17 protein-coding genes are annotated in these 24839 nt (G+C 69.8%); 9 read left to right on the top strand and 8 right to left on the bottom strand.

Annotation, left to right across the window (positions count from 1 at the left end; translation table 11 throughout):
• The first annotated feature begins 8 nt into the window (after positions 1-8).
• Positions 9-929, top strand: a complete 921-nt coding sequence (locus G1H10_RS01345; RefSeq protein WP_163731531.1) for a DUF5926 family protein — start codon at positions 9-11, stop codon at positions 927-929.
• Positions 930-1034: 105 nt separating this feature from the next.
• Here G1H10_RS01345 and G1H10_RS01340 read toward each other — a convergent pair whose 3' ends face one another.
• Entirely contained in the window at positions 1035-2270 is a 1236-nt protein-coding gene (locus tag G1H10_RS01340; RefSeq protein WP_163731529.1) for an arginine deiminase, read from the bottom strand.
• Between the two features lie 250 nt (positions 2271-2520).
• On the opposite strand from G1H10_RS01340, the gene G1H10_RS01335 reads away from it, so the two are divergent.
• Positions 2521-3273 carry a glycosyltransferase family 2 protein gene (locus G1H10_RS01335; protein ID WP_216852770.1) on the top strand — a complete coding sequence of 251 codons (753 nt, stop codon included), beginning with the start codon at positions 2521-2523 and terminating at the stop codon, positions 3271-3273.
• Here the strand turns inward: G1H10_RS01335 and G1H10_RS01330 are convergent.
• Positions 3256-5577 (bottom strand): cytochrome d ubiquinol oxidase subunit II, encoded by a 2322-nt coding sequence (locus G1H10_RS01330; RefSeq protein WP_163731527.1) that lies wholly within the window; start codon positions 5575-5577, stop codon positions 3256-3258. The genes G1H10_RS01335 and G1H10_RS01330 overlap by 18 nt on opposite strands.
• A gap of 174 nt (positions 5578-5751) precedes the next feature.
• On the opposite strand from G1H10_RS01330, the gene G1H10_RS01325 reads away from it, so the two are divergent.
• Positions 5752-6408, top strand: a complete 657-nt coding sequence (locus G1H10_RS01325; RefSeq protein WP_163731525.1) for a class I SAM-dependent methyltransferase — start codon at positions 5752-5754, stop codon at positions 6406-6408.
• Here the strand turns inward: G1H10_RS01325 and G1H10_RS01320 are convergent.
• Positions 6405-8264, bottom strand: a complete 1860-nt coding sequence (locus tag G1H10_RS01320; protein WP_163731522.1) for an acyl-CoA dehydrogenase — start codon at positions 8262-8264, stop codon at positions 6405-6407. The two genes, G1H10_RS01325 and G1H10_RS01320, sit on opposite strands and share 4 nt — an antisense overlap.
• 209 nt (positions 8265-8473) lie before the next feature.
• Between G1H10_RS01320 and G1H10_RS01315 the strand changes: the two genes are divergently transcribed.
• Entirely contained in the window at positions 8474-11488 is a 3015-nt protein-coding gene (locus G1H10_RS01315; RefSeq protein ID WP_163731519.1) for a hypothetical protein, read from the top strand.
• A gap of 91 nt (positions 11489-11579) precedes the next feature.
• Complete coding sequence (locus G1H10_RS01310) at positions 11580-12167, top strand: META domain-containing protein (RefSeq protein WP_163731516.1); 588 nt, start codon at positions 11580-11582, stop codon at positions 12165-12167.
• 90 nt (positions 12168-12257) lie between these two features.
• On the opposite strand, the gene G1H10_RS01305 is transcribed toward G1H10_RS01310, so the two are convergent.
• Both G1H10_RS01305 and G1H10_RS01300 read right to left on the bottom strand, forming a co-directional pair.
• Complete coding sequence (locus tag G1H10_RS01305) at positions 12258-14897, bottom strand: ABC transporter permease (protein ID WP_163731513.1); 2640 nt, start codon at positions 14895-14897, stop codon at positions 12258-12260.
• Entirely contained in the window at positions 14898-15701 is an 804-nt protein-coding gene (locus G1H10_RS01300; protein WP_163731511.1) for an ABC transporter ATP-binding protein, read from the bottom strand.
• Positions 15702-15921: 220 nt separating this feature from the next.
• Here G1H10_RS01300 and G1H10_RS32665 point away from each other — a divergent pair, with 220 nt between their 5' ends.
• Both G1H10_RS32665 and G1H10_RS34350 read left to right on the top strand, forming a co-directional pair.
• A complete protein-coding gene (locus tag G1H10_RS32665) occupies positions 15922-17184 on the top strand; it encodes a sensor histidine kinase (protein ID WP_216852769.1) in 1263 nt (420 codons plus the stop codon).
• Between the two features lie 92 nt (positions 17185-17276).
• Positions 17277-17939, top strand: coding sequence for a response regulator (locus G1H10_RS34350; protein WP_163732060.1), 663 nt, complete (start codon positions 17277-17279; stop codon positions 17937-17939).
• Between the two features lie 226 nt (positions 17940-18165).
• Here G1H10_RS34350 and G1H10_RS01285 read toward each other — a convergent pair whose 3' ends face one another.
• From G1H10_RS01285 to G1H10_RS01275, 3 genes are all read right to left on the bottom strand, one after another.
• Positions 18166-18927 carry an ABC transporter permease gene (locus G1H10_RS01285; RefSeq protein WP_163731508.1) on the bottom strand — a complete coding sequence of 254 codons (762 nt, stop codon included), beginning with the start codon at positions 18925-18927 and terminating at the stop codon, positions 18166-18168.
• An 81-nt stretch (positions 18928-19008) separates the two neighbouring features.
• On the bottom strand, positions 19009-19962 hold the full coding sequence (locus G1H10_RS01280; RefSeq protein ID WP_163731506.1) for an ATP-binding cassette domain-containing protein: 954 nt from the start codon (positions 19960-19962) through the stop codon (positions 19009-19011).
• A gap of 61 nt (positions 19963-20023) precedes the next feature.
• A complete protein-coding gene (locus tag G1H10_RS01275; protein WP_163731503.1) occupies positions 20024-20644 on the bottom strand; it encodes an NADPH-dependent FMN reductase in 621 nt (206 codons plus the stop codon).
• A 122-nt stretch (positions 20645-20766) separates the two neighbouring features.
• On the opposite strand from G1H10_RS01275, the gene G1H10_RS01270 reads away from it, so the two are divergent.
• Together G1H10_RS01270 and G1H10_RS01265 are read left to right on the top strand one after the other, a co-directional pair.
• Positions 20767-22902: an ATP-binding protein gene (locus tag G1H10_RS01270; RefSeq protein WP_163731498.1), complete on the top strand. Its 2136-nt coding sequence runs from the start codon at positions 20767-20769 to the stop codon at positions 22900-22902.
• Positions 22903-23122: 220 nt separating this feature from the next.
• On the top strand, positions 23123-24817 hold the full coding sequence (locus tag G1H10_RS01265) for an MFS transporter (RefSeq protein ID WP_163731495.1): 1695 nt from the start codon (positions 23123-23125) through the stop codon (positions 24815-24817).
• The last annotated feature ends 22 nt before the right edge of the window (positions 24818-24839 follow it).

Here is a 24839-nt window from a genome sequence, read left to right as displayed (position 1 = left end):
CTGTACTCGTGAATGCAAGCGTAGAGATTCCCGTCGTCGGTCCGCGCGAGCCCTGCCCGTGTGGTTCCGGCAAGCGATACAAGGTCTGTCACGGCAAGAAGGCGAAGGCAGCCGGACGCCGCCACGTCACCCGCCCGTTTCAGGGCCTGCCCGGCGAGTGCGACTGGGTGGCTCTCCGCGAGATCGTCTCGGCCGCCACGGTGCCGATCCGGCTGCGTGCCCCCCACGCCGACCGGGACGTCGTCGTCGCCACCGTCCTGCCCGGTGCCTACCCCGCGTTGGTGCGGGAGAACGGGCAGGTGCTGCTCGGTCTGCAGACCGTCACGTCCAGCGGCGACCCGAGCGCCGATCTCGGACACGCGCTCAGCACGGCCCTTGAGGCCGAGCCGGGCGCTCCGGTGACGGTCGGTCCGCGGCCGGCGGATGCACCGCGCCTGCAGGATCTGGTGGCGGAGGAATCGCCGTTCGAGGTGACCGTCCACGAAGGGTTCGACTTCTGGACCGACCCGGACTCAGAGCCCACGGCTCAGGAGAGTTCGCTTCTGGAGTCGGCCAACGAGGCGGTCGTGCCCACTGCCAGGCTGTCCAGCGCGGAGGCCGCGTACTGGTGTCGGCTCGGCGACCGCGACCAGGTGCGCTGGGTGCTTCCCTACGACGAAGAACCGCTGCTGGATGCGCTCTCCCGGCTGCATGTGCGCGGCGACGACGTGCTGGCACCCGGGACGCGTCTGCTGGGCACGTTCCGCGCACACGGCTTGCTGGTGCCCGTCTGGGACCTGCCGGACGGTACCGAGGCCGCGGAGGTGGAGGAACCGGTCGCCGCCATGGAGAAGCGACTGGCCGAGGCGGTGGCCGACACGACGCCGCTCGACGGGGCACAGCGACGCGCCCGCGCCGGGCTGGCGAATCGGCAAGTCACGATCCGGTGACCACCGACCTGACAAGAGCCTCGACAGAGAAACCCCGGTCACACATGACGGGGGAACATGTGCGACCGGGGCTTGCACAAGATTACATTCTCTGGGCGTGATGCGTCATTTGCCGTAGCAACTTTTTTTCCATTCGTCGCCCAGGAAGTCACGTTCGAGCGGACATGACATGCATCTCGGTCCGCCACGTCCGGTTCCAAGTTCGCTGCCCGGGATTCTGAGCACCTCGATCCCTGCTTCCTCCAGGCGTGCGTTGGTTTCCACGTTCCGCTCGTACGCAACGGCCAGCCGGGGGGCGACGGCCAGGGTGTTGTTGCCGTCGTCCCACTGCTCCCGCTCCGCGGTGACCGGGTCCAGCCCGGTGTCGATCGTGCGCAGCCGGTCGATACCCATCGCTTCGGCCGCCACCTCGAGGAAAGCGCCCGGCTCACCCACCAGCAGCTCGTCATCCTCCAGCGTCAAGCCGATCGCACGCAGCTCATGGGCGACCTTCGGGTACATCACCACCGCACCCGTATCGACCATCGTGCACACCGTGTCCAGATGCATCGTCGCCCGATCCTGCGCCACCGGCACGGCCAGCACGGTATGCGCGAGACCGGCTCCCAGTACGTGCCTGGCCAGCCTCTCGACGCCGGCCGGCGTGGTGCGCTCGCCGGTGCCGACCGCGACGACACCCGGCGCGAGCAGAAGCACGTCGCCGCCTTCGAGACGTTCCAGATCCGGTGAGTAGATGCGCCCGACACCCGCGAAACGGGGATGATGTGCGTACACCGCCTCGGTCAGGCTGGTTTCCCGCCGGCGCGCATGCATGGCCAGGCTGCTGACCGCGACCCGATCACCGACCCACACGCTCGAATCGCGGGTAAACAAGAGGTTGGGTAACGGGTCAATGACGAATTCGCTACGTTCCATCAACACGTAACCGAGGCCACGACCGGAAGTGAACTCCTCGTGTGCGAGTCCGGCGATCAGCACGTGCGCCAGATCTTCCGGATGCAACCCTTCGAGATACACGCGCAGCCGACCTCGCAGGGTGTCGCCCAACCGTGGATCGGTCAGCACCACATCGATGCACTCCCGCCGAGCCACCTCCGACGCCAACGTCTCTACCAGCAGATCCCTCAGGTACAGCACCCGCACGCCCTGATCCCGCAAGGTCTGCGCGAAGACGTCGTGCTCATCCTGTGCCCGGCCGACCCAGGGAATCCCGTCGAAGAGCAGCGCGTCGTTGTTTCGCGGCGTCAGCCTCTTCAACTCGGCTCCGGGCCGGTGCAACAGCACCGAGCGCAACCGGCCGACCTCCGAGTCCGCACCCCACACCCTCGTCGTCTCATCCATCACTCGCACTCTAAGCGAGGTGCCACCCGCCCACCCGGACACACGTCGCGCGGGGAGCAGGGGAGCCGCCAACCGTCGGCCGACCCGCCCAGGTGGGATGGAGATTTCCCCGGCCAGGGTTGGCCGGGCATCGGCGTGGGAGGAGCCCCGCGACGACCTCGCCGCGGGCGGGGCCGGGGAAATCTCCATCCCACCGACACGATCGATCGTGGGGGCGGTTCCCGTGGACGGCCCGCTATAGAGTGGCCGGGTGAGCGAGACGGACACCTCCGACGTTGCCATTGTCATTCCCGCCAAGGACGAGCAGGATCGGATCGCGGCCACGGTACGGGCCGCGGCGGAGATCCCGGCGGCGGACATCGTGATCGTGGTGGACGACGGCTCCACGGACCGCACGGCTGCCGTCGCCGCGGACGCCGGCGCCACCGTCGTCGGTCATGCCCGGAACCGCGGGAAAGCGGCGGCGATGGAGACCGGCGCGATGGCGGTCAGCGCGATCGAGTCCCGGGAGCCGTCCCGCAACGCTCCGCGCGCGCTGCTGTTCATCGACGCCGACCTCGAGGAGTCGGCGGCTCGCGTCCGGCCGCTGATCGATCCGGTACTGGCCGGCACGGCAGATCTGACCATCGCCGTGTTGCCGCCGCAACGCAACCCCGGCGGCGGCCGCGGTCTTGTGGTGGATCTGTCCCGCACCGGGATCGAACGCGCCACCGGTTGGACGCCGCGCCAGCCGCTGTCCGGTCAACGCTGTCTGACCCGCGCCGCCTTCACCGCCGCGCTGCCGCTGGCGCCCGGCTGGGGGGTCGAGACCGGCATGACCATCGACCTGCTCCGCCAGGGCTACCGGGTGCTCGAGGTCGAGGCGGACCTGCATCACCGGGTGACCGGCACCGATTGGAAGGCCCAGCTGCACCGCGGCCGTCAGTACGCCGGGGTGATGCGCGCGCTCACCACCCGCGGGGTACGGCCGTCGCTGCCGGCACAGCTACGTCGCGGTACCTGAGACGCCGGCCAGTTCCTCCGGACGGTCGGTCTCGCCGTCCGCACGGCTCGCTGCGGCGATCGCCGAGACGACGAGCGGAACCCCCACCGTGAGCAACAGCGCCGGAATGATGATGCCCGAGTCGTTGGCGGCGAAGCCCGCGGCGCCGGCCAGCAGCGCCGACCACACGACATAGGTCATGGTCGGCCAGCTGCGGAGCGCCTCCCGCAGTCCACTGATCGGCGGACGCAGGGTCAGCCACAGGATGAGCGCGTAGGCGATCGGCACGGTCCAGGCGTAGTACGGCAGCCGGTCCAGCGTCCCGAGCGAGGCTTCGAACTTCCGCCACACCACGCTCCATGCCTCGCCGCTGACAAGGTCCTCGAAGAAGGCTCCGAAATGGGTCCGCGAGCCGGCCGGACGTTGCCAGTCGAGCCAGGCGACCGCGAGGAACACGCCCAGCGCCGCCACACCGGCGCCGACCACCTTGGTGACGGTCAGCCGGACGCCGAGGACGCCGATAGCCAGCACCGTGAACGCCGGGATGGCGGCCAGGATGCCGCCCACATCGGCACCGGCTTGCGGCGAGCCCACGACGACGGTCGCCGCCAATCCGATGGCGACGGTGGTGGCACCCGCGGCTCGCCGGGATGTGCCCCGATCGATCAGCCATTGCGCAAGCGCACCCGCCGCGACGAGGCACGCGACGATGAAGATGGCGAACGGGATGTTGCCCAGCCCGTAGAACCGGCCTGCCACCACCGGAGACAACCCGAGCAGGCTGAGCTGTTGCAGGTGGGACCCGGTGGACACGTCCAGCGCCATCACCCCGGCGGTGATCCCGCCTACCACCCCGGCCGGACCATAGGCGTGACGCCGCCAGGGGCCGCCCAGCGCGACCGCGGCCACCACCGCCGTCAGTAGCGTGATGATCGTCCACAGGGCGATCGCCGGGCGGTCGAAGCGCGCCCAGTCGAACGCATTGGCCAAGAACGACGCCACCGGGAAGGACGCCACCGTGATGGCCCCGGCGCGCACGAGACGCAACACGGGGGAACGTTCGGCCGGGCGCAGCCGGATCCACAGCAGCGCGAGGCCGAAGAAGACGAGTTGAGCGACCCCCAGCAACTGAAAGAACGGACCCGACTGCGTCCGGTAGATCTGCGCGGCCGTGTTGTTGCTCAGCAGTTTGTCCACGGTATCGGTCGCCGCGGCGGGGTGCTGACCGGCCGTCTGGAACGGCCGCCCGACGGACCCTTCCGTCGGCTCCTCGAGCCCGGCATAGTCCAGCAGCGTGGAGGCGACGTCGGTGAGCTGCACGATTCCGGACCACTGGGTGGAGCCGGAGGTGAGCCAGCGCGGCCCGTACTCGTCACCGTCCGCGGTCGGCCCGTGCGCGACGGCCACCCGCAGCGCCGAGCTGGCCACCCGGGTCGGGTCGTTGTGCAGGGGGATCGCGGTCGGTCCACTGTCCGAGACGCCGGCGATGATCAACGCCGTGTTCGCGGGTAGCCGGTCCAGAATCTGGTGGATCAACTCGTCGATGCCGCGGGCCACCTGGCGGCGTTCCTCGAGTGCCGACTGCCGTGCCGATTCGTCGCTGCCGGCAGCGGCGGGCGGGGGCAGGGCGCCGAGATCCACCACCGTCACCGGGCAGTCGTGCATCAGATCGCGGTTCACCTCGGCGGCGTTCGGGTAGTACGAGCCCACCCGGCCCGACTCGTCCGCCAGCGCGAGCGCCGCGCCGGGCCCGACGGCCGTGCCGCACAGTCCATGCTCGTTGAGCCGCTCACCCAGAAGTCCGGGGACGGCGCCGTAGGCGTGGTTCTCCTGTTCGGCGACGTACTGCTGCCAGCCTGGAACCGTCGCACCGCCCTGTTCGCCCCGGGACGGCGTCGGTGCCGGACGGCAGTACCGGTCCGCGCTGCCGTCGCCATCCGAGTCGACCACGTCGGTGGCCCGACGGCCGGCCCCCACGGTGAGCCACCCGTCGACCGCACACGTACGCGATCGGATCGTCCGGGCCGTCAGCGACGCCGCCGCGTCCGTACCGGCCAGGCCATGCAGCGTGGGCATGTCCTCCGCGGTGACGTCTTCCCAGGCCAAGCCGGCGACCCCGGCGAAGACCACGCGGGGCTGATCGGTCCCGGCCGGCTGCTCCGGCTGGTCGGATGCGATGGCCGGAGCGGCCAGCAGGACCGGGGCCAGAAGCATGGTGATCAGCACGACGAACAGCTGCCAACGTCCCGCTCCGGGGCGACCGCCCGCATGCCCGGCGCGACAGACCGGCCCCGGCGGACGACGACGTAAGAAGGACGGAACCACGGTGTCAGATGCTTCCACATGTCAGGCGTGGGACGACGTGCAGCCCGCGACAACGAGACCGAGCCGCGACCCGCACGTGACCACTTACCCGCGAACAACGCCCCACGAACCCACAAGGTTCCCGCGGCGTTTCGCCGCGCACCGCGGCCGCGGCCGGGTGTTAGCTTCTCTCCCGTGGTGGACCACCAGGACGAGACCAAGGCGGCCTACGACGGGGTCGTCGAGCTGTATGCGTCGATGTTCGCTGATCGGCTGGAGACTCGCCCGTTCACGCTGGCCATGGTCAGCAGCTTCGCCGAACTCGTGCGTGAGACGGGAAACCTGCGGGCGGCCGACGTCGGGTGCGGGCCCGGACATCTGACGGCCATCCTGCGCGACTCGGGGCTGAACGCCTTCGGGCTCGATCTCTCTCCGGCCATGGTCGACCACGCCCGGCAGGCCCATCCGGATCTGCGGTTCGACGAGGCCCGGATGGAGGCCCTGCCGGTGGAGGACGGCGCGCTCGGCGGCGTGCTGGCCCACTACTCGACGATCCACACCCCTCCCGGGGAACTGCCCGCTTTGCTTGCCGAGCAGGCGCGTGTCCTGGCGCCGGATGGCCTGCTGTTGGTCTCGTTCTACGCGACCGACAGCCCCGAACCGGTCTGGTTCGACCACAAGGTGGCGCCCGCCTACAGCTGGCCGGTGGATCGGTTCGCCGAGCTGCTGGCCGAGGCCGGGCTCGTCACGTTCGCGCGGTTGCTCCACGATCCGGCCTCTGAGCGCGGCTTCCTCGACGCCCACCTGCTGGCCCGCCTCGACGAGAACGGACAGGCCGCGGCCGTTCCCTAGAACGCCTGCTCGTCGATGTCCATCAGGGTGTTGTCCGTGCTCTGCACGATGGCCCGCTCCACGGAGAGCCGGGGCAGAACCTGGCGCGCGAAGAATCGGGCGGCAGCGACCTTGCCCTCATAGAACGCCCGATCCGCCGGTTTCACGGCGGAGGCCGACTTCTCCAGCGCGACAGCAGCCTGCCGCAGCAGCAGCCAGCCGACGACGACGTCCCCGGCCGCGAGCAACAGCCGCGTGGTGTTCTGCCCGACCTTGTAGACGTTGCGCGCGTCGCCACCCTCCGCGGACGGGTCCGCCGACATCAAGAAACCGATGAGCGCGGACAGCATGCCCTGCAGGTCTTCCGTCGCGGTAGCGAGCGCCTCCCGCTCGACCTTGAGCTCATCGCCGCCGATCTCCGCCGCCAGCGTGCTCTGGATCTGCTCCGACATCCAGCCGAGCGCCTGACCGTTGTCTCTGACGATCTTGCGGAAGAAGAAGTCCTGGCCCTGGATGGCCGTGGTGCCTTCGTACAAGGTGTCGATCTTGGCGTCGCGTACGTACTGCTCCAACGGGTAGTCCTGCAGGAAGCCGGAGCCGCCCAGGGTCTGCAGGGATTCCGAGCCGAGCAGCACCCAGGAGCGTTCCGACCCGTAGCCCTTCACAATCGGAAGTAGCAGGTCATTGACCCGCTCGGCCACGGCGTCGGTCTCCCCGCGTGCCTCGGCCTCCATCACCCTGTCCTGCATGGTGGCGGTGTACAGCGCCAACGCACGCAATCCCTCGGCGTACGCCTTCTGCGTCAGCAACGAGCGGCGCACATCCGGGTGGTGCGTGATGGTCACCCGCGGTGCCGTCTTGTCCGATGCGCGCGTCAGGTCGGCGCCTTGGACGCGCTCCTTGGCGAATTCCAGCGCGTTCAGGTAGCCGGTGGACAGGGTGGCGATCGCCTTGGTGCCGACCATCATCCGCGCGAACTCGATGACCTGGAACATCTGCGCGATGCCGTCATGCACATCGCCCAGCAGGTACCCGACCGCAGGCTCGGATTCGCCGAAGGTGAGCTCACAGGTGGACGAGACTTTCAGGCCCATCTTCTTCTCGACGTTGGTGGCGTAGACGCCGTTCCGGTCGCCGAGTTCGCCCGTCTGCGGATCGAATCGCACCTTCGGCACGACGAACAGCGACAGCCCCTTGGTCCCGGGCCCGCCCGCACCCTCGACGCCCACCGGACGGGCGAGGACGAGGTGGATGATGTTCTCCGCCAGGTCGTGCTCGCCGGAGGTGATGAACCGCTTGACGCCCTCGATGTGCCACGTCCCGTCGTCCTGGGCGTACGCCTTGGCACGGCCGGCACCCACATCGGAGCCGGCGTCCGGTTCGGTCAGCACCATCGTGGCCGCCCAGCGCCGTTCGATCATGATCTCGGCGAGGCGCTTCTGTACGTCCGTGCCGTTCTGCCAGATCACGCTGGCGAACGCGGGACCGCAGCCGTACATCCACACGGCCGCGTTGGACCCGGTGACCATCTCCGCGATGGCCCAGTAGACCGAGCGCGGCAGCGGGGTTCCGCCCAGCCCTTCGGGCAGCGCGAACCGCCATACCTCGGAGTCGATGTAGGCCTGGTAGCTCTTCTTGAACGACTCGGGAACCGTGACCGTCCGCTGCTGAGGATCGTAATGCGGCGGATTGCGGTCGGAGTCTTCATACGACTCCGCCAGCTCCTCCCGGCTCATCCGATCCACTTCGGCCAGGATGCTTCGCACAGTGTCCACGTCGAAGTCTCCGAACGGCTCGCGCCCCAGCAACTTGTCCCGTTCCAGCACGTCAAAGAGGGTGAACTCGATGTCTCGAAGGTTCGACCTGTAGTGGCCCATGCTTCCTCCGTGAAGGCCGCCGATGTTGGTTACTCGCCAGTAACCCCCCATGATGCTACCGGCGGGTAACTTTTGCAAGTGACGCGTTCCGCGTCCGCTGGGCCTTGATCATCCGGGGCAGGTCGGGGATTCTCAGTACAGGTTGCGCGGGTCAGACCGCGGGAAGCGGTTGCCACGCAGCCGGGATGGCCGACAACGGGGAGGACCGCGTGCCGCGCGAGAGGCTCACCACCGCCGAGAAACTGCTGCGCGACGCCGTGGAACAGGGCGACGAGGCCATCCTCGGCCTGGACATCGATCCCCGGTCGACCCGCGACGGCGCCGTCTGGTCCGAGGAACGCACCGTCCGCGCCGACTTCCTCGCCGAGCTGCTGCGCGACGGCACCGCGGCGTACGGCGCCGCGGTCCGGCTGGTCGGTGCCCGCATCACCGGCGACATGCGGTTCCGCTACGGACGGCTGGGACGTCCACTGCGGCTGGATCTGTGCTGGATCGACGAGTCCGTGGGGTTCTCCGAGCTCACCGCCGTCGGCATCGAGCTGGTGCGATGCCGGTTGCCCAGCCTGCGGACCGAGTCGATCGACATCGAGGGTGGCCTGACGGTGCGCGACTGCCACGTCGGCACCACCGTCATCGCCGACACCCGCATCCATCGCTCGATGTCGTTCGAGGACACGCGGTTCGTGACGACGGAGACGCCGTTCCGGGCGCACAACTTCAACGTCTGGGGCAACCTGCTCTTCGACCGCACCAGGATGTTCGCCACCAGTGGGGAGGCGCTGACCGCGGAACGGTTCGTGGTGGGCGGGCGGCTCGGCATGGCCGGAATGCGCGCTCGCGGCGCGATCATCTTCTCCGGGGCGTCGTCCGTCGACGGCAGGATCGACATGACCGACGCCGTCATCCGCAACGGCAACGGCACAGCACTCGACGCCAAACGGCTCAAGGCGGCCGGTCTGGCAGGCGACGGGATGCGCTGTACCGGCACGCTCGACCTCCGGCATGCCACCATCACCGGCACGATCTCGTTCAACCGTGCGGTGCTCGCCTGCCCGGGCGGATACGCCCTGTCGGCCGGCGACGTCCGCGCGGACCGGTTCGAAATCGAGCAGGGAGCCCGGGCGCACGGCGGGATCTCATTGCCGCGCAGCCTGATCCGCGACACGCTGGCACTGCGCGGGCTCAGCGTGCACGACACCGGCGGCCGAGCCCTCGTCGCCAGCGGTGCGCACATCACCAACATCGTCGCCGACGCCGCCTCCTTCACGGGACAGCTCGCGCTCGACGAGGCCGAGGCGACCTACATCCGGCTCTCCGACACCCGGATCAGCTGGCCACACGACGCCTGGTCGGTCAACCTTCAGTCCGCGACGGTCCGGCGCGAGCTCAACTGCGAAGGTATGCGGAACGAAGGCACCGTCAACGCCTACGGGCTCCGGGTCGGGACCATGATGGTTCTCACCGGCGCCAACCTCGACGGCGGCCGGGCGGCGTCGCTCAGTGCGTCCCGGATCGTCGTCGGCGGCCGACTGACCTTCGGGGACACCTTCCAGGCCAACGGCGACATCGATCTCTCCCATGCCGACATCGGCAAGAGCCTGGCGATGGACGGAGTCCGCGTCGTCGGCAGACTGCGCCTCTTCCGGGCCCGGGTTCGCAGCGATGTCCTGCTCCGGCACGCCCAGGTAGAAGGCCGCGGGATCGTCATCGACGCGATCGGGCTCCGGGTGGACGGCCGGCTGACCGCACGAGGCCTGAAAGCCGCCGGCGCGGTCCGGCTCACCGCGATCACCACCGACAGCCTCGTGCTGACCGGCGCTCGAATCGCCAACCCGCAGGCCAACGCGCTGATCGCATCCCGGGCTCAGATCCGCGGAGACCTTGTCGCCGGAGACGACCCGTACTCGGCCAACGCCGGCTCGTTCTGGGCGGACGGCAGGGTCATCTTCCGGGACGCCACCGTGGGCGGGGACGTCATTCTCGACGGTGGCGTACTCCGCACCCCCGGCCACCATGCGCTGGACTGCACCGGTATCGACGTCGGGGGGAAGGTGTCGCTCCGGCGCACCACGGTCACCGGCACCGCCGGCCTCGATCAGGCTCGGGTCCGTCGCCGCATCGTCGTGACCGGCTCCACCTTCACCGGCGACGGCGTGGAGTCGGCCGACGGTCCTGTGGTGTTCAGCGCGCTGCAGACCACCGCGGACGACCTGCTGATCGACGGCGGGACCTTCCACGGGGCGGTCCGGCTCAGCGATTCGGTGTTCGCCTCCGGGGTGAGCGTGAAGGAGGCGACGATCGATGCCGGGAACAGTACCGCCATCGCCGCGTCCGACCTCACCTGCGGGGTGATACGGCTGTCCGACCTCGCCGTCTCCGGCATCCTCGTGCTGGCGCGCAGCAAGGTGAGCGGAGACCTGATCTGCAGCGGCCTCTCCGTGCGCGGCGAGAACCGGCCGTTGATCGCGATCCGTGAGGCGGAGATCGCCCGCCGGCTCTCGCTGGACGGCGTCGAGGTCGCCGCACCGCGTGCGCTCGCCGGGCCCATGGACATCGACCTGTCCGCGGTCAGCGCCGGCTCCGTCGACCTCCCGCAAGGCGAGTGTGCCGTGGACCTCCGCGACGCCGTGATCCGCACGTTGGTCCTCGACCCCTCGGACACCACCACCGTGCTGCTCTCCGGGCTCAGTTTCGACGATCCTGGCGGTGCCGACGTGGCAACCGCGCTGGCCTGGCTCCGTCGCGACCCCACCGGCTACCAGCACCAGGCATACGAACAACTCGCCGCGCACTACCGGCGGGTCGGCGACGACGCCGCTGCCCGGACGGTACTGCTCGCCCGCCATCGGCACCGTCGTGACCTGCTCGGACGCAGATCCTTCGGACAGTGGCTGATGAAGGCCTGGGGATACCTCCAGGACGTCACGGTCGGATACGGCTACCGCCCCGGGCTCGCCGCATTCTGGTTCGCGGGCTTGGTCGCGCTGGGCACCCTCTACTTCTCCGGGCGCGAGATCGAACCGATCGAAGCGGACGCACACCCGACCTACAACCCGTTCGGCTACACCATCGACCTGCTGATCCCGGTGATCCGGCTGGGTCAGCAGGCCGCCTGGGATCCGCGCAGCACCGACCTGTTCGTCGCCTACGGATTGATGTTGATGGGTGCGGTCTTGGCCACCACGATCGGAGCCGCGGTCACGCGCGTGCTGGGCCGCCGCTGACGAGTCCATGATCGAGCCGGCGATGCGCGCAAATCCGATGGAACGGGACGCGCCCGGGGTACGTCTCAAGGACATGAGACGACTTGGACTTATGGTTGCGGCGGTTGCCACATCCGTCGCTCTGACTGCGTGTGGAAACGGCGAAGACGACGACACCACAGTCGTCCCCGAGGACAACGGCTCCGGGTCGGAGACGGAAGGCGTCCCGGTGGTGGGCACCACCTGGAAACTGCACAACGTCGCCTCCGTCGACGACCTGCCGTCGGATCCCCCGGCCGAGGCGATGTTCGTGATCGAAGACGGCGAGGTGTCCGGCAACACCGGATGCAACAGCTTCGGTGGAGATGCCGAGGTCGACGAGGAGGCCGGCACGGTCACCTTCAGCCAGGTGATCGCCACCACCAAGGCATGCACCGGAGAGCGCGGAGAGATCGACCAGGCGATGCTCGGCGCGCTGGAGGGCGAGGCGACCATCGAGATCAGCGGTGACGTCCTGACCCTGACGCCGGAGAGCGGGAACGCCCTCGAGCTGCGCGCCACCGATCAGGAGCCGCCGACGGACGCGCCGGAGGACGAGGGCTCCCCGGACGCCGACAACGCCGTCGACGATTCCGAGGACGGCGACGAGGAGCCGCCGACCATCTCCTTCAACGAAGACGTGCCCTCCGACGACGAGTAGGGCACCCGGTACACGCGCACATCGACCGGTTCGTGGCGGTGGGGTCGCGCCCGTGACGGCTGCGACCCCACCATCACCACGCCTGGATGGTCACTCCGCCGCGAGCGCCGCGACCGGAGCCGCCTTCGCGGCCCGGCGCCCGGGAAGTGCGCTCGCCACCAGGCCGGCCAGGATCGCGATCACCACGATCGCCGCGAGCCTGGCCCACGGCACGGTGAGCTGTGTCTCCCACACGGCGCCGAGCGTCGTCGCCGTGCCCAGCCACCCGTAGACCAGACCGAGCCCGATCCCCAAGATGGCTCCGGCCAGTGCCACCAGCACACCTTCGAGCGCCAGCATCGATCGGAGCTGCCGCCGGGTCAGGCCGAGCGCCCGCATCGTGGCCGATTCCCTGGTGCGCTCGATCACGGACAACGACAGCGTGTTGCTCACACCGATCAGCGCGATCAGCACCGCGACCGCGAGCAGACCGGTGACCACGGCCAGCATGGTGTCCAGCACGTCCGAGATCTCCGCGCGCTCCGCGGCCGCCCCGTCCACCGGAACCGACTGATCCGACCCCACCGCCAGGCTCACCGCGTCCTGCACGTCGCGGATCACCACACCGGGGTCGGCCGTCTCCGACAGCCCCAGCCACACCCGGGTGAGCGGGGGCTGCGTGTCCAGTGCCCACAGGTCCTGCTCGGTGACGAGCACCGCCGAATCCGGCACGGGGGCGACGGCGACGTCGAGCTCGATCGACGAGCCGCCCGTGCCGTCTGTGCCGGCCGTACCCCCGGAACCACGCGTGTCGCCGCTGCTCACCGTGATCGTGTCGCCCGTACTCACCCGGAGGTCGTCGGCGATGCTCGTCGGCACGACCGCCGTCCCGGATGCCAGCTCGCTGAGGCTGGACTCCGAACGCACCACTCTGCGGGCGGCGTCCGGATCGAGTCCGTGCACACTCACATCCGTTCCGGCCGTCTCGGCTGTCTCGCCCGCGCCGACCGGTGCCACCGTGGCGCGGACACCATGCAGCGCGACCATGCCGGTCACGCCACTGATCCCGCCCGCCGCCTCCGCGGCTGCCCGGGACAACTCCGGTTCGGCGCGGAGCTCGCCCATCCCGGGCCAGACCGGTTCCTGACCCACCGAGATGTCGACCGCATATCGCTGGTCGAGTTCGTCGTCGAGCGTGGCCTGGGTCGACGCCGCACCCACCGACATCATCGCCACCAAGGTGACCCCGATGAGCAAGGCGGCAGCCGTCGATGCGGTCCGGCGCGGGTGCCGCACGCTGTTCGCGGCCGCCATCCGAGCCGGCACGCCGCCCACCCGGGCGAACAGACGCCCCAGCGCGGCCACCGCGGGTGGCACGATCACCACCGCGCCGACCACCACGCCCAGGAACGACACCGCACCGCCGAGCATGCCGGTGGCCAGCGCCAACCCCACGCTCGCTCCGCCGGACGCCATGACGGTGCCCAGCGCCAGCAACGCGCCACCGGTCAAGAGCAGCGCAGTGGTGATCGCGATACGACGGCGCGAGGCCTTGGACCGGAACGCCGGCGGCAGCAGCGGCCGCAATGCCGCCAGCGGCGCCACCCGGGTCGCGGCCCGCGCGGGCGAGAGCGCGGCGAGCACGGTCACGCCGGTGCCGGTCACGAGCGGCACCACCACGGCGATGAGCGGCACCGGCACGCTGTCCGGTAGCCATGAGGCACCGGACACCTGGTTCAACACGGCCACCGCGGCTTGCGCAAGCCCCAATCCCGCGCCCAATCCCAGCAGCGACGCCACAGCGCCGGTCAGCGTGGCTTCCGCGAGGACCCCGCGGTGCACCTGTCGCCGGGTGGCACCCACACAGCGCAGCAGAGCCAGGTTCCGGGTGCGCTGCGCCACCAGGACGGCGAACGTATTCGAGATGACCATCCCCGCGGCGAACAGCGCGACCGCGCCGAACCCGGCGAGCACGGCACTGAGCAGGTAGGTCCCCGACGTGAACTCCGCGGTCACCTCCCGGGCGTACTCGTCCGCGGTCAGCACCTCGGCGTTCACCTGGTCCAGCGCCGGACGCACCCTCTCGACCAGCTCCGCGTCGGACACGTTCGCGTCGCCGACCACCATCAGCTTTTCGTAGGTCATGCCGTCGTCGCCCGGCGTGGACCAGTCCCGCACGTCCGCGACGTCGGCCAGCACGCCCGGGATGTCCGAGTCGAACGCGGCTCCCGGGTCGACGGATATCCCGGAGACGGTGACCGTCGTGCTCTCCTCGGCCCAACCACCGTCCGGTGTCCACGAGTCGAACCCGACCTGGACTGACGATCCGACGTCGAGATCGAGTCGCTTCGCCGTCGGCTCGGACACCACGATCTCCCCGGGCTGGTCCGGGAACGCGCCGTCGGACAATTCAATCTGAAGCTCGGGCGTTCCGGGTATCGGCGCCGCGGCCTGGTAATCGGAACGCGCGCCGGTGCGCAGCGTCACCGGAGCCATCACCCGACCGTCGGCTCCGGCTACCTCCGGTATCGAGCGGACGTCGTCAAGAGCATCCGCCGGGATGTCCGGACCGTCGACGATGACGTCCGCGCCCCCGTACGCGGTCAGCACCGCATTGTGCACCGTCCGCTCGATCACGCCGGTGCTGAGCAATGTGGCCGTCACGAACGCGCTCGCGATGGTGATCGCCACCCCGGCCGCGATCAGCCGGCCCAGGTGCGCGCGCATCTGCCTTACCGTGGTGCGCAGCATTTACCGCTCCACCTCGCCGTCAGCCGACGTGCGCAATTGATCCAACGCGGTCATCACCCGCTCCGCGGTCGGGTCGATGATCTCGCCGGCCAGCCCCCCGTCGGCGAGCAGCACGACTCGCTGCGCATACGAGGCGGCCACCGGATCATGCGTGACCATCACGACGGTCTGCCCGAGCTCTCGGGCGCTGCGCCGCAGAAAGTCGAGCACTTGCGCGCCTGCGCGCGAGTCGAGGTTCCCGGTGGGCTCGTCGGCGAAGACGACATCCGGCCGGGTGATCAGTGCACGCGCGATCGCCACCCGCTGCTGCTGCCCCCCGGACATCTGCGACGGCAGATGGCCCAGCCGGTCGGCGATGCCCAACGTGTCGGCAAGTTCGTCGAGCCAGGCCCGATCCACCCGCGCCCCGGCCAGCTCCAGCGGCAGCTCGATGTTCTGCCGCGCGGTCAACATCGGCAGCAGGTTGAACGACTGAAAGACGAAGCCGACACGCTCCCGGCGCAGCAGGGTCAGGGCATGGTCACCGAGTTCGGTCAGCTCGGTGCTGCCCAGCCAGATCCGCCCCGACGTCACGGTATCCAGACCTGCGAGACAGTGCATCAGCGTCGACTTCCCCGAGCCTGACGGCCCCATGATGGCGCTGAAGCGGCCGGCCTCGAAGGCGATGTCGACCTCGTGCAGCGCACGGACCGCCGTGTCACCGTCGCCGTAGATTTTGGTCACGCTCATCGCGGTGATGGCGTGCCGCCGATCGCCGGTGGTGTCCTGGTGGACCCCTGTGCCGGACGTCGCCGATATGGACATGAGTTCCTCCTGTTTTCCAAGGTCAAGGAGACAGTAGGCAGGCAGCGGGCGCCCCGGCGTCGGCGTGCGGGCTCAGATCCGGATCAGTCCGTCGCCGTACGCGCGCGCCCTCATGTCACCCCACGGGATGACGCCGGAACGGCAGGGTCGCGCTGACCATTGGGTGGCATGGACGCCATTTCGCCACCTGAACGTGGCGCACCGCGTATGGTCGAACGCTGTGCGCCGACGTGACCGGATCTACCTGTGGCTGCGGGACCATCCGCTGGTCGTCGACTCCGCGTTCGCGCTGACTCTTTTCGTGCTCGTCGGCCTTACCGGCTGGCCGGTCCTCATCGATCCGCAATTCATGTCCGCCGGTTCGTCCGCCCTGTGGGCGGTCAGCACGGGCCTTGATCGCCTGCTTGCGACGGTCGGCGCGCCGGTGGTCACGGCCGGGCTGACACTGCCACTGGCGCTGCGGCGCGTGCGACCGGTGTGGTGCGGCGGCCTGGTCGCAGCCACCGCCATCGTGCAGTGGGCCCTCGCTCTGCCGATCCAGGGTGCCCAGATCGGGGTCCTGGTCGCGTTGCACGGCCTGGCCGCGTACGCGCCCCGCTGGGCCAGCCGCGGCGGGCTGGCGCTCGGGATGGCCGGCGCGCTCATGGTGGGCGTCCGGTACTTCACCTTCGTCGACGACGTCTTGATCGTGTTCGTCGGCATCACTGCTCTGGTGCTGGCCGCATGGGCGCTCGGTGACCTGCAGCGCGTCCGTCGGCAGCAGCTCGAGGCGCTACGCGATCGCGCGCGGCGCCTCGAGGTGGAACGGGAGCAGGAGGCTCGGCTGGCCGCTGCCGACGAGCGGGCGCGGATCGCCCGCGAGATGCACGATGTGGTGGCACATTCGCTGTCGATCGTGATCGCGCAGGCGGACGGTGGGCGGTACGCGAGCGACAGCGACCCGAAGGCCGCGGTCCGGGCCTGCGAAACCATCTCGCAGACCGGCCGCGCCGCCCTGACCGACATGCGCCAGCTGCTCGGTGTGTTGCGTACCGACGACGGCGCCTCCCGTGCGCCGACGCCGGGTCTGGCGGAGATGGAAGAACTCATCGCCGCGGTCCGGGACAGCGGACTGGACGTCGGGTTCACTACCATGGGCGAGCCCCGCGAGGTCTCCTCCGGAGTGGGGCTGACCGCCTACCGCATCGTCCAGGAGGCGCTGACCAACGTCATGAAGCACGCCGGTCCGGATGCGCGCGCCGACGTCCGGCTGGACTGGACGCCGGCCGGGTTGATGATCGCCGTCGTCGACGACGGGCGCGGTGCGGCCGCGGACAGCGCGCTCAAGGACGAGCCGCAGGGCGGATCCGGACACGGCATTCCCGGCATGACCGAGCGCGCCGCCCTGTACGGCGGCAAGCTGCAGGCCGGACCCGTCCCGGGCGGCGGATTCGCGGTTCGCGCCCACCTTCCCTACCCGAGTGGAGAGAGAATGCGACGGTGACGGAAGCCTCGATACCCCCAGCCGGCCACCCCGGCGGCGACGACGACGGCGACGGCTCGGCCGACGCGTCGCCACGCACCGGACCGATCCGGGTGGCCCTCGTCGATGACCAGCAACTCGTCCGCGCCGGTCTGGGCATGGTGATCAACTCGCAGCCCGACCTGGAGCTCGTCGCCGAAGCGGACAACGGTGCCGAGGCGCTGCAGAAGCTGAGCGTGACCGGTTGCGACGTGGTGCTGATGGATGTGCGGATGCCGCGGCTGGACGGCATCGACACCACGCGACATCTGCTGGGCGATGCCCGCTACGCGCCGGCACCCAAGGTGATCGTCCTGACCACGTTCGATCTGGACGAGTACGCGCTGGCCGCCATCAAGGCCGGCGCCAGCGGGTTTCTGCTCAAGGACGCGCCGCCGGAGGAACTGCTCGGCGCGGTCCGCACCGTGTACCGCGGTGATGCCGTCATCGCGCCGAGCACCACCCGGCGGCTGCTCAATCACGTCGCACCGATGCTGCGTGAAGAAGAACCCGAAGCGGGCGCCGAGGTGCTCGACACGCTGACCGAGCGCGAGCGTGAGGTCCTCGTCCAGATGGCGCACGGGCTCTCCAACTCAGAGATCGCCAGACTCTTCGTGGTCTCCGAGGCGACGGTGAAGACGCACGTCGGCCGCATCCTCGCCAAGCTCGGTTCACGGGATCGCGTGCAGGCCGTCGTCGTCGCCTATCAGACCGGCCTGGTGAAGCCGAACGGCTGACAATGGCCTGCGGTGCCGCCGCCAGATCGTCGCCCACCGACGGCGAACGCCACGCCGTTCCGCCCCAGAACCGGTGGGCAGGGAGAATTCCCCGGCCCCGCCCGCGGCCAGATCGTCGCGGAGCTCCTCACAGGCCGACGCCCGAGCCTACCCTGGCCGGGGAATTCTCCCTCCCCACCTCTTTTGGTCTGCGCGCTTCGTCTCGCGCTGCCTCGGTTCGCCTGAATCAGAGGCGGATGCGGTTCATGGCGCGGGTGCCGATTGCGAGGCCGATGGCGGCGACCGCGAGGGCGACGACGAAGCCGAGCACGATCGAGGGGTCGGCGAGGTCGCCGATGAACAGGTGGCGCTGTGCCTCGACGACGTGCGCGAGCGGGTTGATCCGGGATATCGCGAACAGCCAGTCCGGTGCCAGATCCATCGGCAGCAGCGCGCCGGAGGTGACGATGATCGGGGTGTAGAAGATCGCGATCACGCCCCAGAAGGCGTACGCGTTCTTCAACACCAGCCCGGTGACGAGCGAGGCGATGCCGAGCGCGGCGGCGAGCACTGCGAGCTGGACGATCGCCACCAGGATTCCGTCCGGGTGCAGCTTCAGTCCGAACGGCACGGTGGCCGCGATCACGACGACGGCCTGCACGGCGACGATGGTCACCACCCGGAGCACCCGCCCCAGTAGCAACGCTGCCCGGTTGACGGGGGTGACCAACATCCGTTCGAACGAGCCGGCCTGGCGTTCCTCCTGCAGGCCAGAGCCGATGAACGCGCTGGTGGTGAAGGTCATCAGCACCAACATGCCGGGCACGAACCATTGCACGGTATCCGTGCTCGGCAGACCCGGCACGTCGCCGAGCCCGGCCACCAGCGGCGCGAACAGGATGAGCAGGAGCAGGGGGTCGGCCAGGGCTTCGATGTACGGCCACGGCGTACGGAGCTTGGCACGTAGCTCCCGGTCGAGTACCGAGCTGGTCGAGTTGAGTAGTGTCATGGGATTCGTCCTTTCGAATGGATGCGAGTTTGTGGTGCTGGAGGGCCCCAAAGTCGTCTTGACGAAGGGGGGTGCGCGGCGCTAGTCCTCCTCGCGGAGGCTCCGGCCGGTCAGGTTCAGGAAGACGTCGTCGAGCGTGGGCCGCTGCACCTGAACACCGCTCATGGCGAGGCCGGCGCGGTCGAGCGCCCGGACCAGCTCCGGCATCGCGATGTCACCGTGTTCCACGCGGAAGGCCACGCCGTCTGATTGCGGCTGGATCTCGTGCGCGGTGGGGATCCGGTGCGCCACGTCGACCGCCGCCGACGCTTGGCCGGGATCCTGCAGGGTCACGGTGATGAGGTCGCCTGAGACCTTGGACTTGAGCTGGTCCGGTGTGCCGTCGGCGATGATCGTGCCGTGGTCGATGACGATCACCCGCTCCGCGACAGCATCCGCCTCGTCGAGGTAGTGGGTCGTGAGCACGATGGTCACGTCCTCGTCCCGGTGCAGCCGCCGGATGTGATCCAGCAGGTTGGCCCGGCTCTGCGGGTCCAGGCCGGACGACGGCTCGTCCAGGAAGACGAGCCCGGGCCGGTGGATAAGTCCCATCGCGATGTCCAGACGCCTCCGCTGCCCTCCCGAGAGGCGGGCGACGTCGCGCTCGGCCTGCTCGGACAGGTCGAGCTGATCCAGCAGCTCGGCCGCCCGCGCCCGGGCGGTGCCGCGGTCCAGGCCGTAGAACCGGCCCTGCGTGTACAGCTCCTCGCTGACGCGCAGGCCGTCGAAGGAACCGTTGCCCTGCCCGATGTGGCCGATGCGTCGGCGCACCTCGACCGGGTCACGGCGGACATCGAAACCGGCCACGGTGGCGGTGCCGTCGCTGGGCGGCAGCAACGTGGTGAGCATCCGCAACGTCGTACTCTTGCCGGCGCCGTTCGGTCCGAGGAACGCGACGATCTCGCCGGGGGCGATGTCGATATCGATGCCGCGCACCGCCTCGACCGTCTCGTTCTTCAGCTGGAATCGGCGGGTCAGGTTCTGCGCGTGGATCATTCTTTCCTCCAGGTGGTGAGTGAGTTGTGTGGGTGTCGGTGTGGCCGCCCGAGCCGGAACGTCAGGCGGCGTAGGCGTGGGCGGCGCGCGCGGCGCGCAACGCATGCGCCCACCACGCGAGCTGGTCGAGCATCCGGCGCGCGGCCATCTCGGCAGCCTCCGCATCCCGCGGCCGTCCGTCGACGACGCTCCCGTCGAACAGGTCGAAGCTGACCACGTCCGGCACGGTGACCATGTGCAGCGAGGTGAAGACCTGGCGGAGCTGCTCCACGGCGCGCAGACCGCGGCCGCTCATGCCGTATGCGACGAATCCGGCGGGCTTGGCGAACCACTCGTCGCAGCCGTAGTCGATCGCCTGCTTCAATGACGCCGGATAGCCGTGGTTGTACTCCGGGGTCACGACGACGAAGGCGTCGGCACGTTCCACCCGGGACGCGAACTCGGTCATGGCCGGCGCCGGCCGGCGGGGATAGCGGCTCGGGAAGGAGAAGTCGGCGAGATCGACGACATCCACGTCGAGGCGTTCGTCCTCCTCGGCGTGGCCGACGAGCCATCGCGCGATCGACTCGCCGGCCCGTCCCTCCCGGGTGCTTCCGACAATGACCGCCGTGCGTAGCGGCGGTTCGCCGATCCGCGCCGTCCTCCCACCGCCGGTGGTCTCACCGGTGACGATCGTGTCCATCAGTACCTCCGGTAACGTGTTCTCATCCGCATAGGCGCTAGTCCTCGTCTCGCGGCCGCGAGATTCGATCCAGCGCGCCGGATCGCGGGACCGCCGACGCCGGACACACAGGGGATGCGAACGTGACACCTGCGCTCATCGGGCGCGAGCGCCCGGCCCAGCTGCTCCGTGCCGAGGTGCAGCGCACGCTGGGCAGCCATGGCGGCTTCGTGCTGGTCGCGGGAGAGCCGGGCGTCGGAAAGACCACGCTGGTGGCCCAGGTGTTGCATGACGCCGACCGGCAGGGCGCCCTGGTGGTCGGCGGCACCTGCTGGGATCGCGAAGGCGCACCCGGCTACTGGCCCTGGGTTCAGGCGGTGCGCAGCCTGGAGCGCCAGGTCGACCCTGCCGAATGGGCGGCGGCGGTGCGCTCCGCCGGCGACGGACTGACCTTTCTGGTGGGCGACATCTCCGAGCCGCCGCCCATGGGCGATCTGGACGACGCGGCGTTCCGGCTGTGTGATTCGGTCACCACGCTGCTGTCCACCATCGCGCGGCGGCATCCGCTGATCGTGGCGCTGGACGACCTGCACTGGGCCGACTCGTCGTCGCTGCAGATGTTGGACTTCGTGGTCCGGCACACCTGGTTCGAGCGGGTGCTCGTCGTCGGGACCTATCGCGACGTCGAGGTGGAGACGCCGGACCATCCGCTGCGCGAGCTGCTGCGACCGCTGGAGATGAAGGCCACCACCATCACCCTGACCGGCCTGGACGAGCCCGGTGTCGCTGCCCTCGTCACGCAGGTGACGGGGGAGCAGCCGGACGACGAGCTGGCGGCACAGATACACCGCCGCACCGGCGGGAACCCGCTTTTCGTGGAGCAGATGGCGCGGCTGTGGCTGATCGGTGGGACGCTCGAGACCGCCCCGCCCAGCCTGCGTGACGCCGTCGATCGGCACCTCTCCTACCTGCCGAAGGCGGTGGTGGAGATGCTGGCCGATGCCGCGGTCATCGGACCGGAGTTCCACCGGCAAGTGTTGGCCTCCGTCTCCGGCATGCCGGCCGCCGAGGCACACCAGCTTCTGCAGCAGGCGGCGCTGACGCGGCTGGTCGTTCCGCTGGAGTCGGGACGGTTCCGGTTCGCGCACGATCTGGTGAGGGAGATCCTGTACGACGGGCTCGATCCCGAGCGACGCCGGCGGGGACACGCCGACGTGGTCCGCGCGCTGCAGGCGCGGGACGGCGGGAAGACCGAGCCGGCGCACTTGGCTTACCACGCCTACCATGCGGTGCCTGACGTGCCGGTGCGAGAAGCGATGCGGTACCTGCTCGCGGCCGGCCGGGAGGCCGCCTGCCGGCTGGCGTCGGAGGAGGCGAGCACGCACTACCAGCGCGCATTGGAGCTGGTCGCCGACGACGAGCCGCGCAGCCGGGCGTCGGTGTTGCTCGCCCTGGCCGACCAGTACCGCCGGATCGGTGACGCCGACGCGGCGCGGCAGCGGCTGGACGCCGTCGTCGAACTCGCCGACCATCTCGGCGACGAGGAGCTACGCGGGCGCGCCACCGCAACCCTCGGCGAACTGACGGCGGCCACGGAGCCGGTCGAGTCCGATGCCGAGCTCGATTCCAGCCACCCGGCGCAGGCTTCCGACGGTGCTGTGGACCGCCGGAGTGAGGCCATCCACCCCGCGCCCGATCGGGCCGCGGCCGGAGCCGCACCCGGGGACGCCGGCAGCAACGAGTTCCGGTTCGATGGGGCGGTCTGGACGCTGACGTTCGCCGGCCGGACTGTGCATCTGCCGGACGCGAAAGGGCTACGTGACCTGCACGTGCTGTTGAGCAACCCGGGTTCGGAGATCCTCGCCTCCGAGCTGCTGACCGCCGGCGGCGACGCCGAGGCGCTGGCCGGACGCCGGCTCGGCGGTGACCCGGTGCTGGACGACACCGCCAAGGAGCAGTACCGTCGCCGGCTCGCCCAGCTGAACGGCGAGATCGAGCGGGCGGTGGACCGCGGGGATGACGTACGCGCGGACGAGCTGGACCGAGAGCGTGACGCGCTGCTGGAGGAGCTGCGCACCGCGGCGGGGCTGGGCGGGCGCACCCGTCACCTCGGTGATCAGGCGGAGCGTTCGCGGAAGACGGTCACCGCCCGGATACGCGATACGCTGCGCCGATTGGACGATCGGCACCCAGAGCTCGCCGAACACCTGCGCTCCTCGGTGTCCACCGGGATCGCCTGCAGCTACCGGCCGGACACCCAGATCCACTGGTCCCGTTGAGCCGCCCGGCGCGCTGCCGGTGTGGTTCGACGGCACCCGAACCGCCGTGGTCCCGCGCCTGAGCCGATGCGGCCGGCCCGCGCCTGAGCCGATGCGCTGGTCGGCGTCCGAGCTGGTGTGATGATCGTCGCACGCAATTGACCTCAACTTTGGTTGAGTTTCTACGGTTCTTCTCGGGTCGTCGCACCGACGGCTCCCACGTACAGAGAGGACCCTCAGGATGACCACGACCGCGCCACCCCGGGCCGGGGTTCGAGAATGGATCGGGCTGGCCGTCCTCGCACTTCCGGCCATGCTCGTCATCATGGATCTCACGGTGTTGCATCTCGCCGTGCCGCACCTGAGCGCCGACCTGCAGCCCAGCAGCACACAGCTGCTCTGGATCACCGACATCTACGGGTTCCTCATCGCGGGCTTCCTGATCACCATGGGAAGCCTCGGTGACCGGATCGGGCGACGCCGGTTACTGTTCATCGGCTCCGCCGCGTTCGGCATCGCGTCCGTGCTGGCCGCCTATTCCACGAGTCCCGAGATGCTCATCGCGACCCGGGCGCTGCTGGGCGTGGCGGGCGCGACGCTGATGCCGTCGACGCTGTCACTGATCCGCAATATGTTCCTCGACCCGCAACAGCGCACGACGGCGATCTCGGTGTGGGCGATGAGCTTCATGGTCGGCGGGTCGATCGGACCGCTGGTCGGCGGCGCGCTGCTGGACAACTTCTGGTGGGGGTCGGTCTTCCTGCTGGGTGTGCCGGTCATGGTGCTACTGCTCGTGGTCGGCCCCTTCCTGCTGCCCGAGTACCGCAGCGCCGACGCAGGCCGCCTGGACCTGGTCAGCGCGTTGCTGTTGCTCGCGACGACGCTGCCGGTCATTTACGGGATCAAGGAGCTGGCCAAGGACGGCTGGGCGGTCGTGCCCGTCGTCACGATCGCGGCGGGGATCGTCGTCGGCGTCGGGTTCCTCCGTCGCCAGCGACGGCTGGACGACCCGCTGATCGACGTCGAACTGTTCCGCAACCCCTCGTTCAGCGTCTCGCTCGGCGCCATGACGGCGGCCGTGTTCGTGATGATGGGGCTCAACCTCTTCGTCATGCAGTACCTGCAGTTGGTGTACGGGCTCTCGCCGTGGCGGGCCGGGCTGTGGGTACTGCCGTCGACCGTGGCGGGCATGATCGGGATGATGCTGGCTCCCGTCCTGGTCCGGCACATCCGGCCGGCCTTCCTGATCGCGACCGGTCTGGCCCTGGGTGCCGTCGGAGTCGCGTCGTTCCTGCTGGTCGACGCCGAGGGCAGTATCGCTCCGCTCATCACCGGGGCGTCGCTGATGGCCGGCGGTTTCGCACCGGCCGCGGCGCTGGGCACCGATCTGATCATCGGCGCTACGCCGCCGGAGCGTGCGGGTGCGGCGTCGGCGGTGTCGGAGACCAGCCAGGAGTTCGGCGGCGCGCTCGGGCTGGCGATCCTGGGCAGCATCGGCGTCGCCGTCTACCGCAACCAGTTGTCCGGTACGGTCCCGCCCGGAACGCCCGACGCTGCAGCCGACGCGTCACGCGACACCCTGGCCGGGGCCGTGTCCGCGACCGGTGAGCTGCCCACCGGCGTCGCCGAGCCGTTGCTCGATGCCGCCCAGGCCGCCTTCACCGCGGGCTTCCACACCGTTGCGGTGGTGAGTGCGGCACTGATGGTGGTGGTGTCCGGGCTGATGGCCGTCCTGCTGCGCCACCTGCCTCCGCATCAGCGGCCTACGGACGCAGAAGTGGACACCTCGGCCGATGAGCAGGTGCGGGACCCGCAACCCACGTCGGCGTCGTCGTCCGCGTCCGACTCGGTGTCCGCGTCCGAGATCGTGCCGACCGAGGTCATACCCGCACCGAATCCAGTCCCCGATACGGTTGCAGGGACGCGACCGAACTGATCGGCCGAGTCGGCGGGCGCCG

The organism is Phytoactinopolyspora halotolerans, assembly GCF_010550675.1.
GTDB classification, from domain to species: domain Bacteria; phylum Actinomycetota; class Actinomycetes; order Jiangellales; family Jiangellaceae; genus Phytoactinopolyspora; species Phytoactinopolyspora halotolerans.
This window is presented reverse-complemented; position numbering and strand designations above follow the sequence as displayed.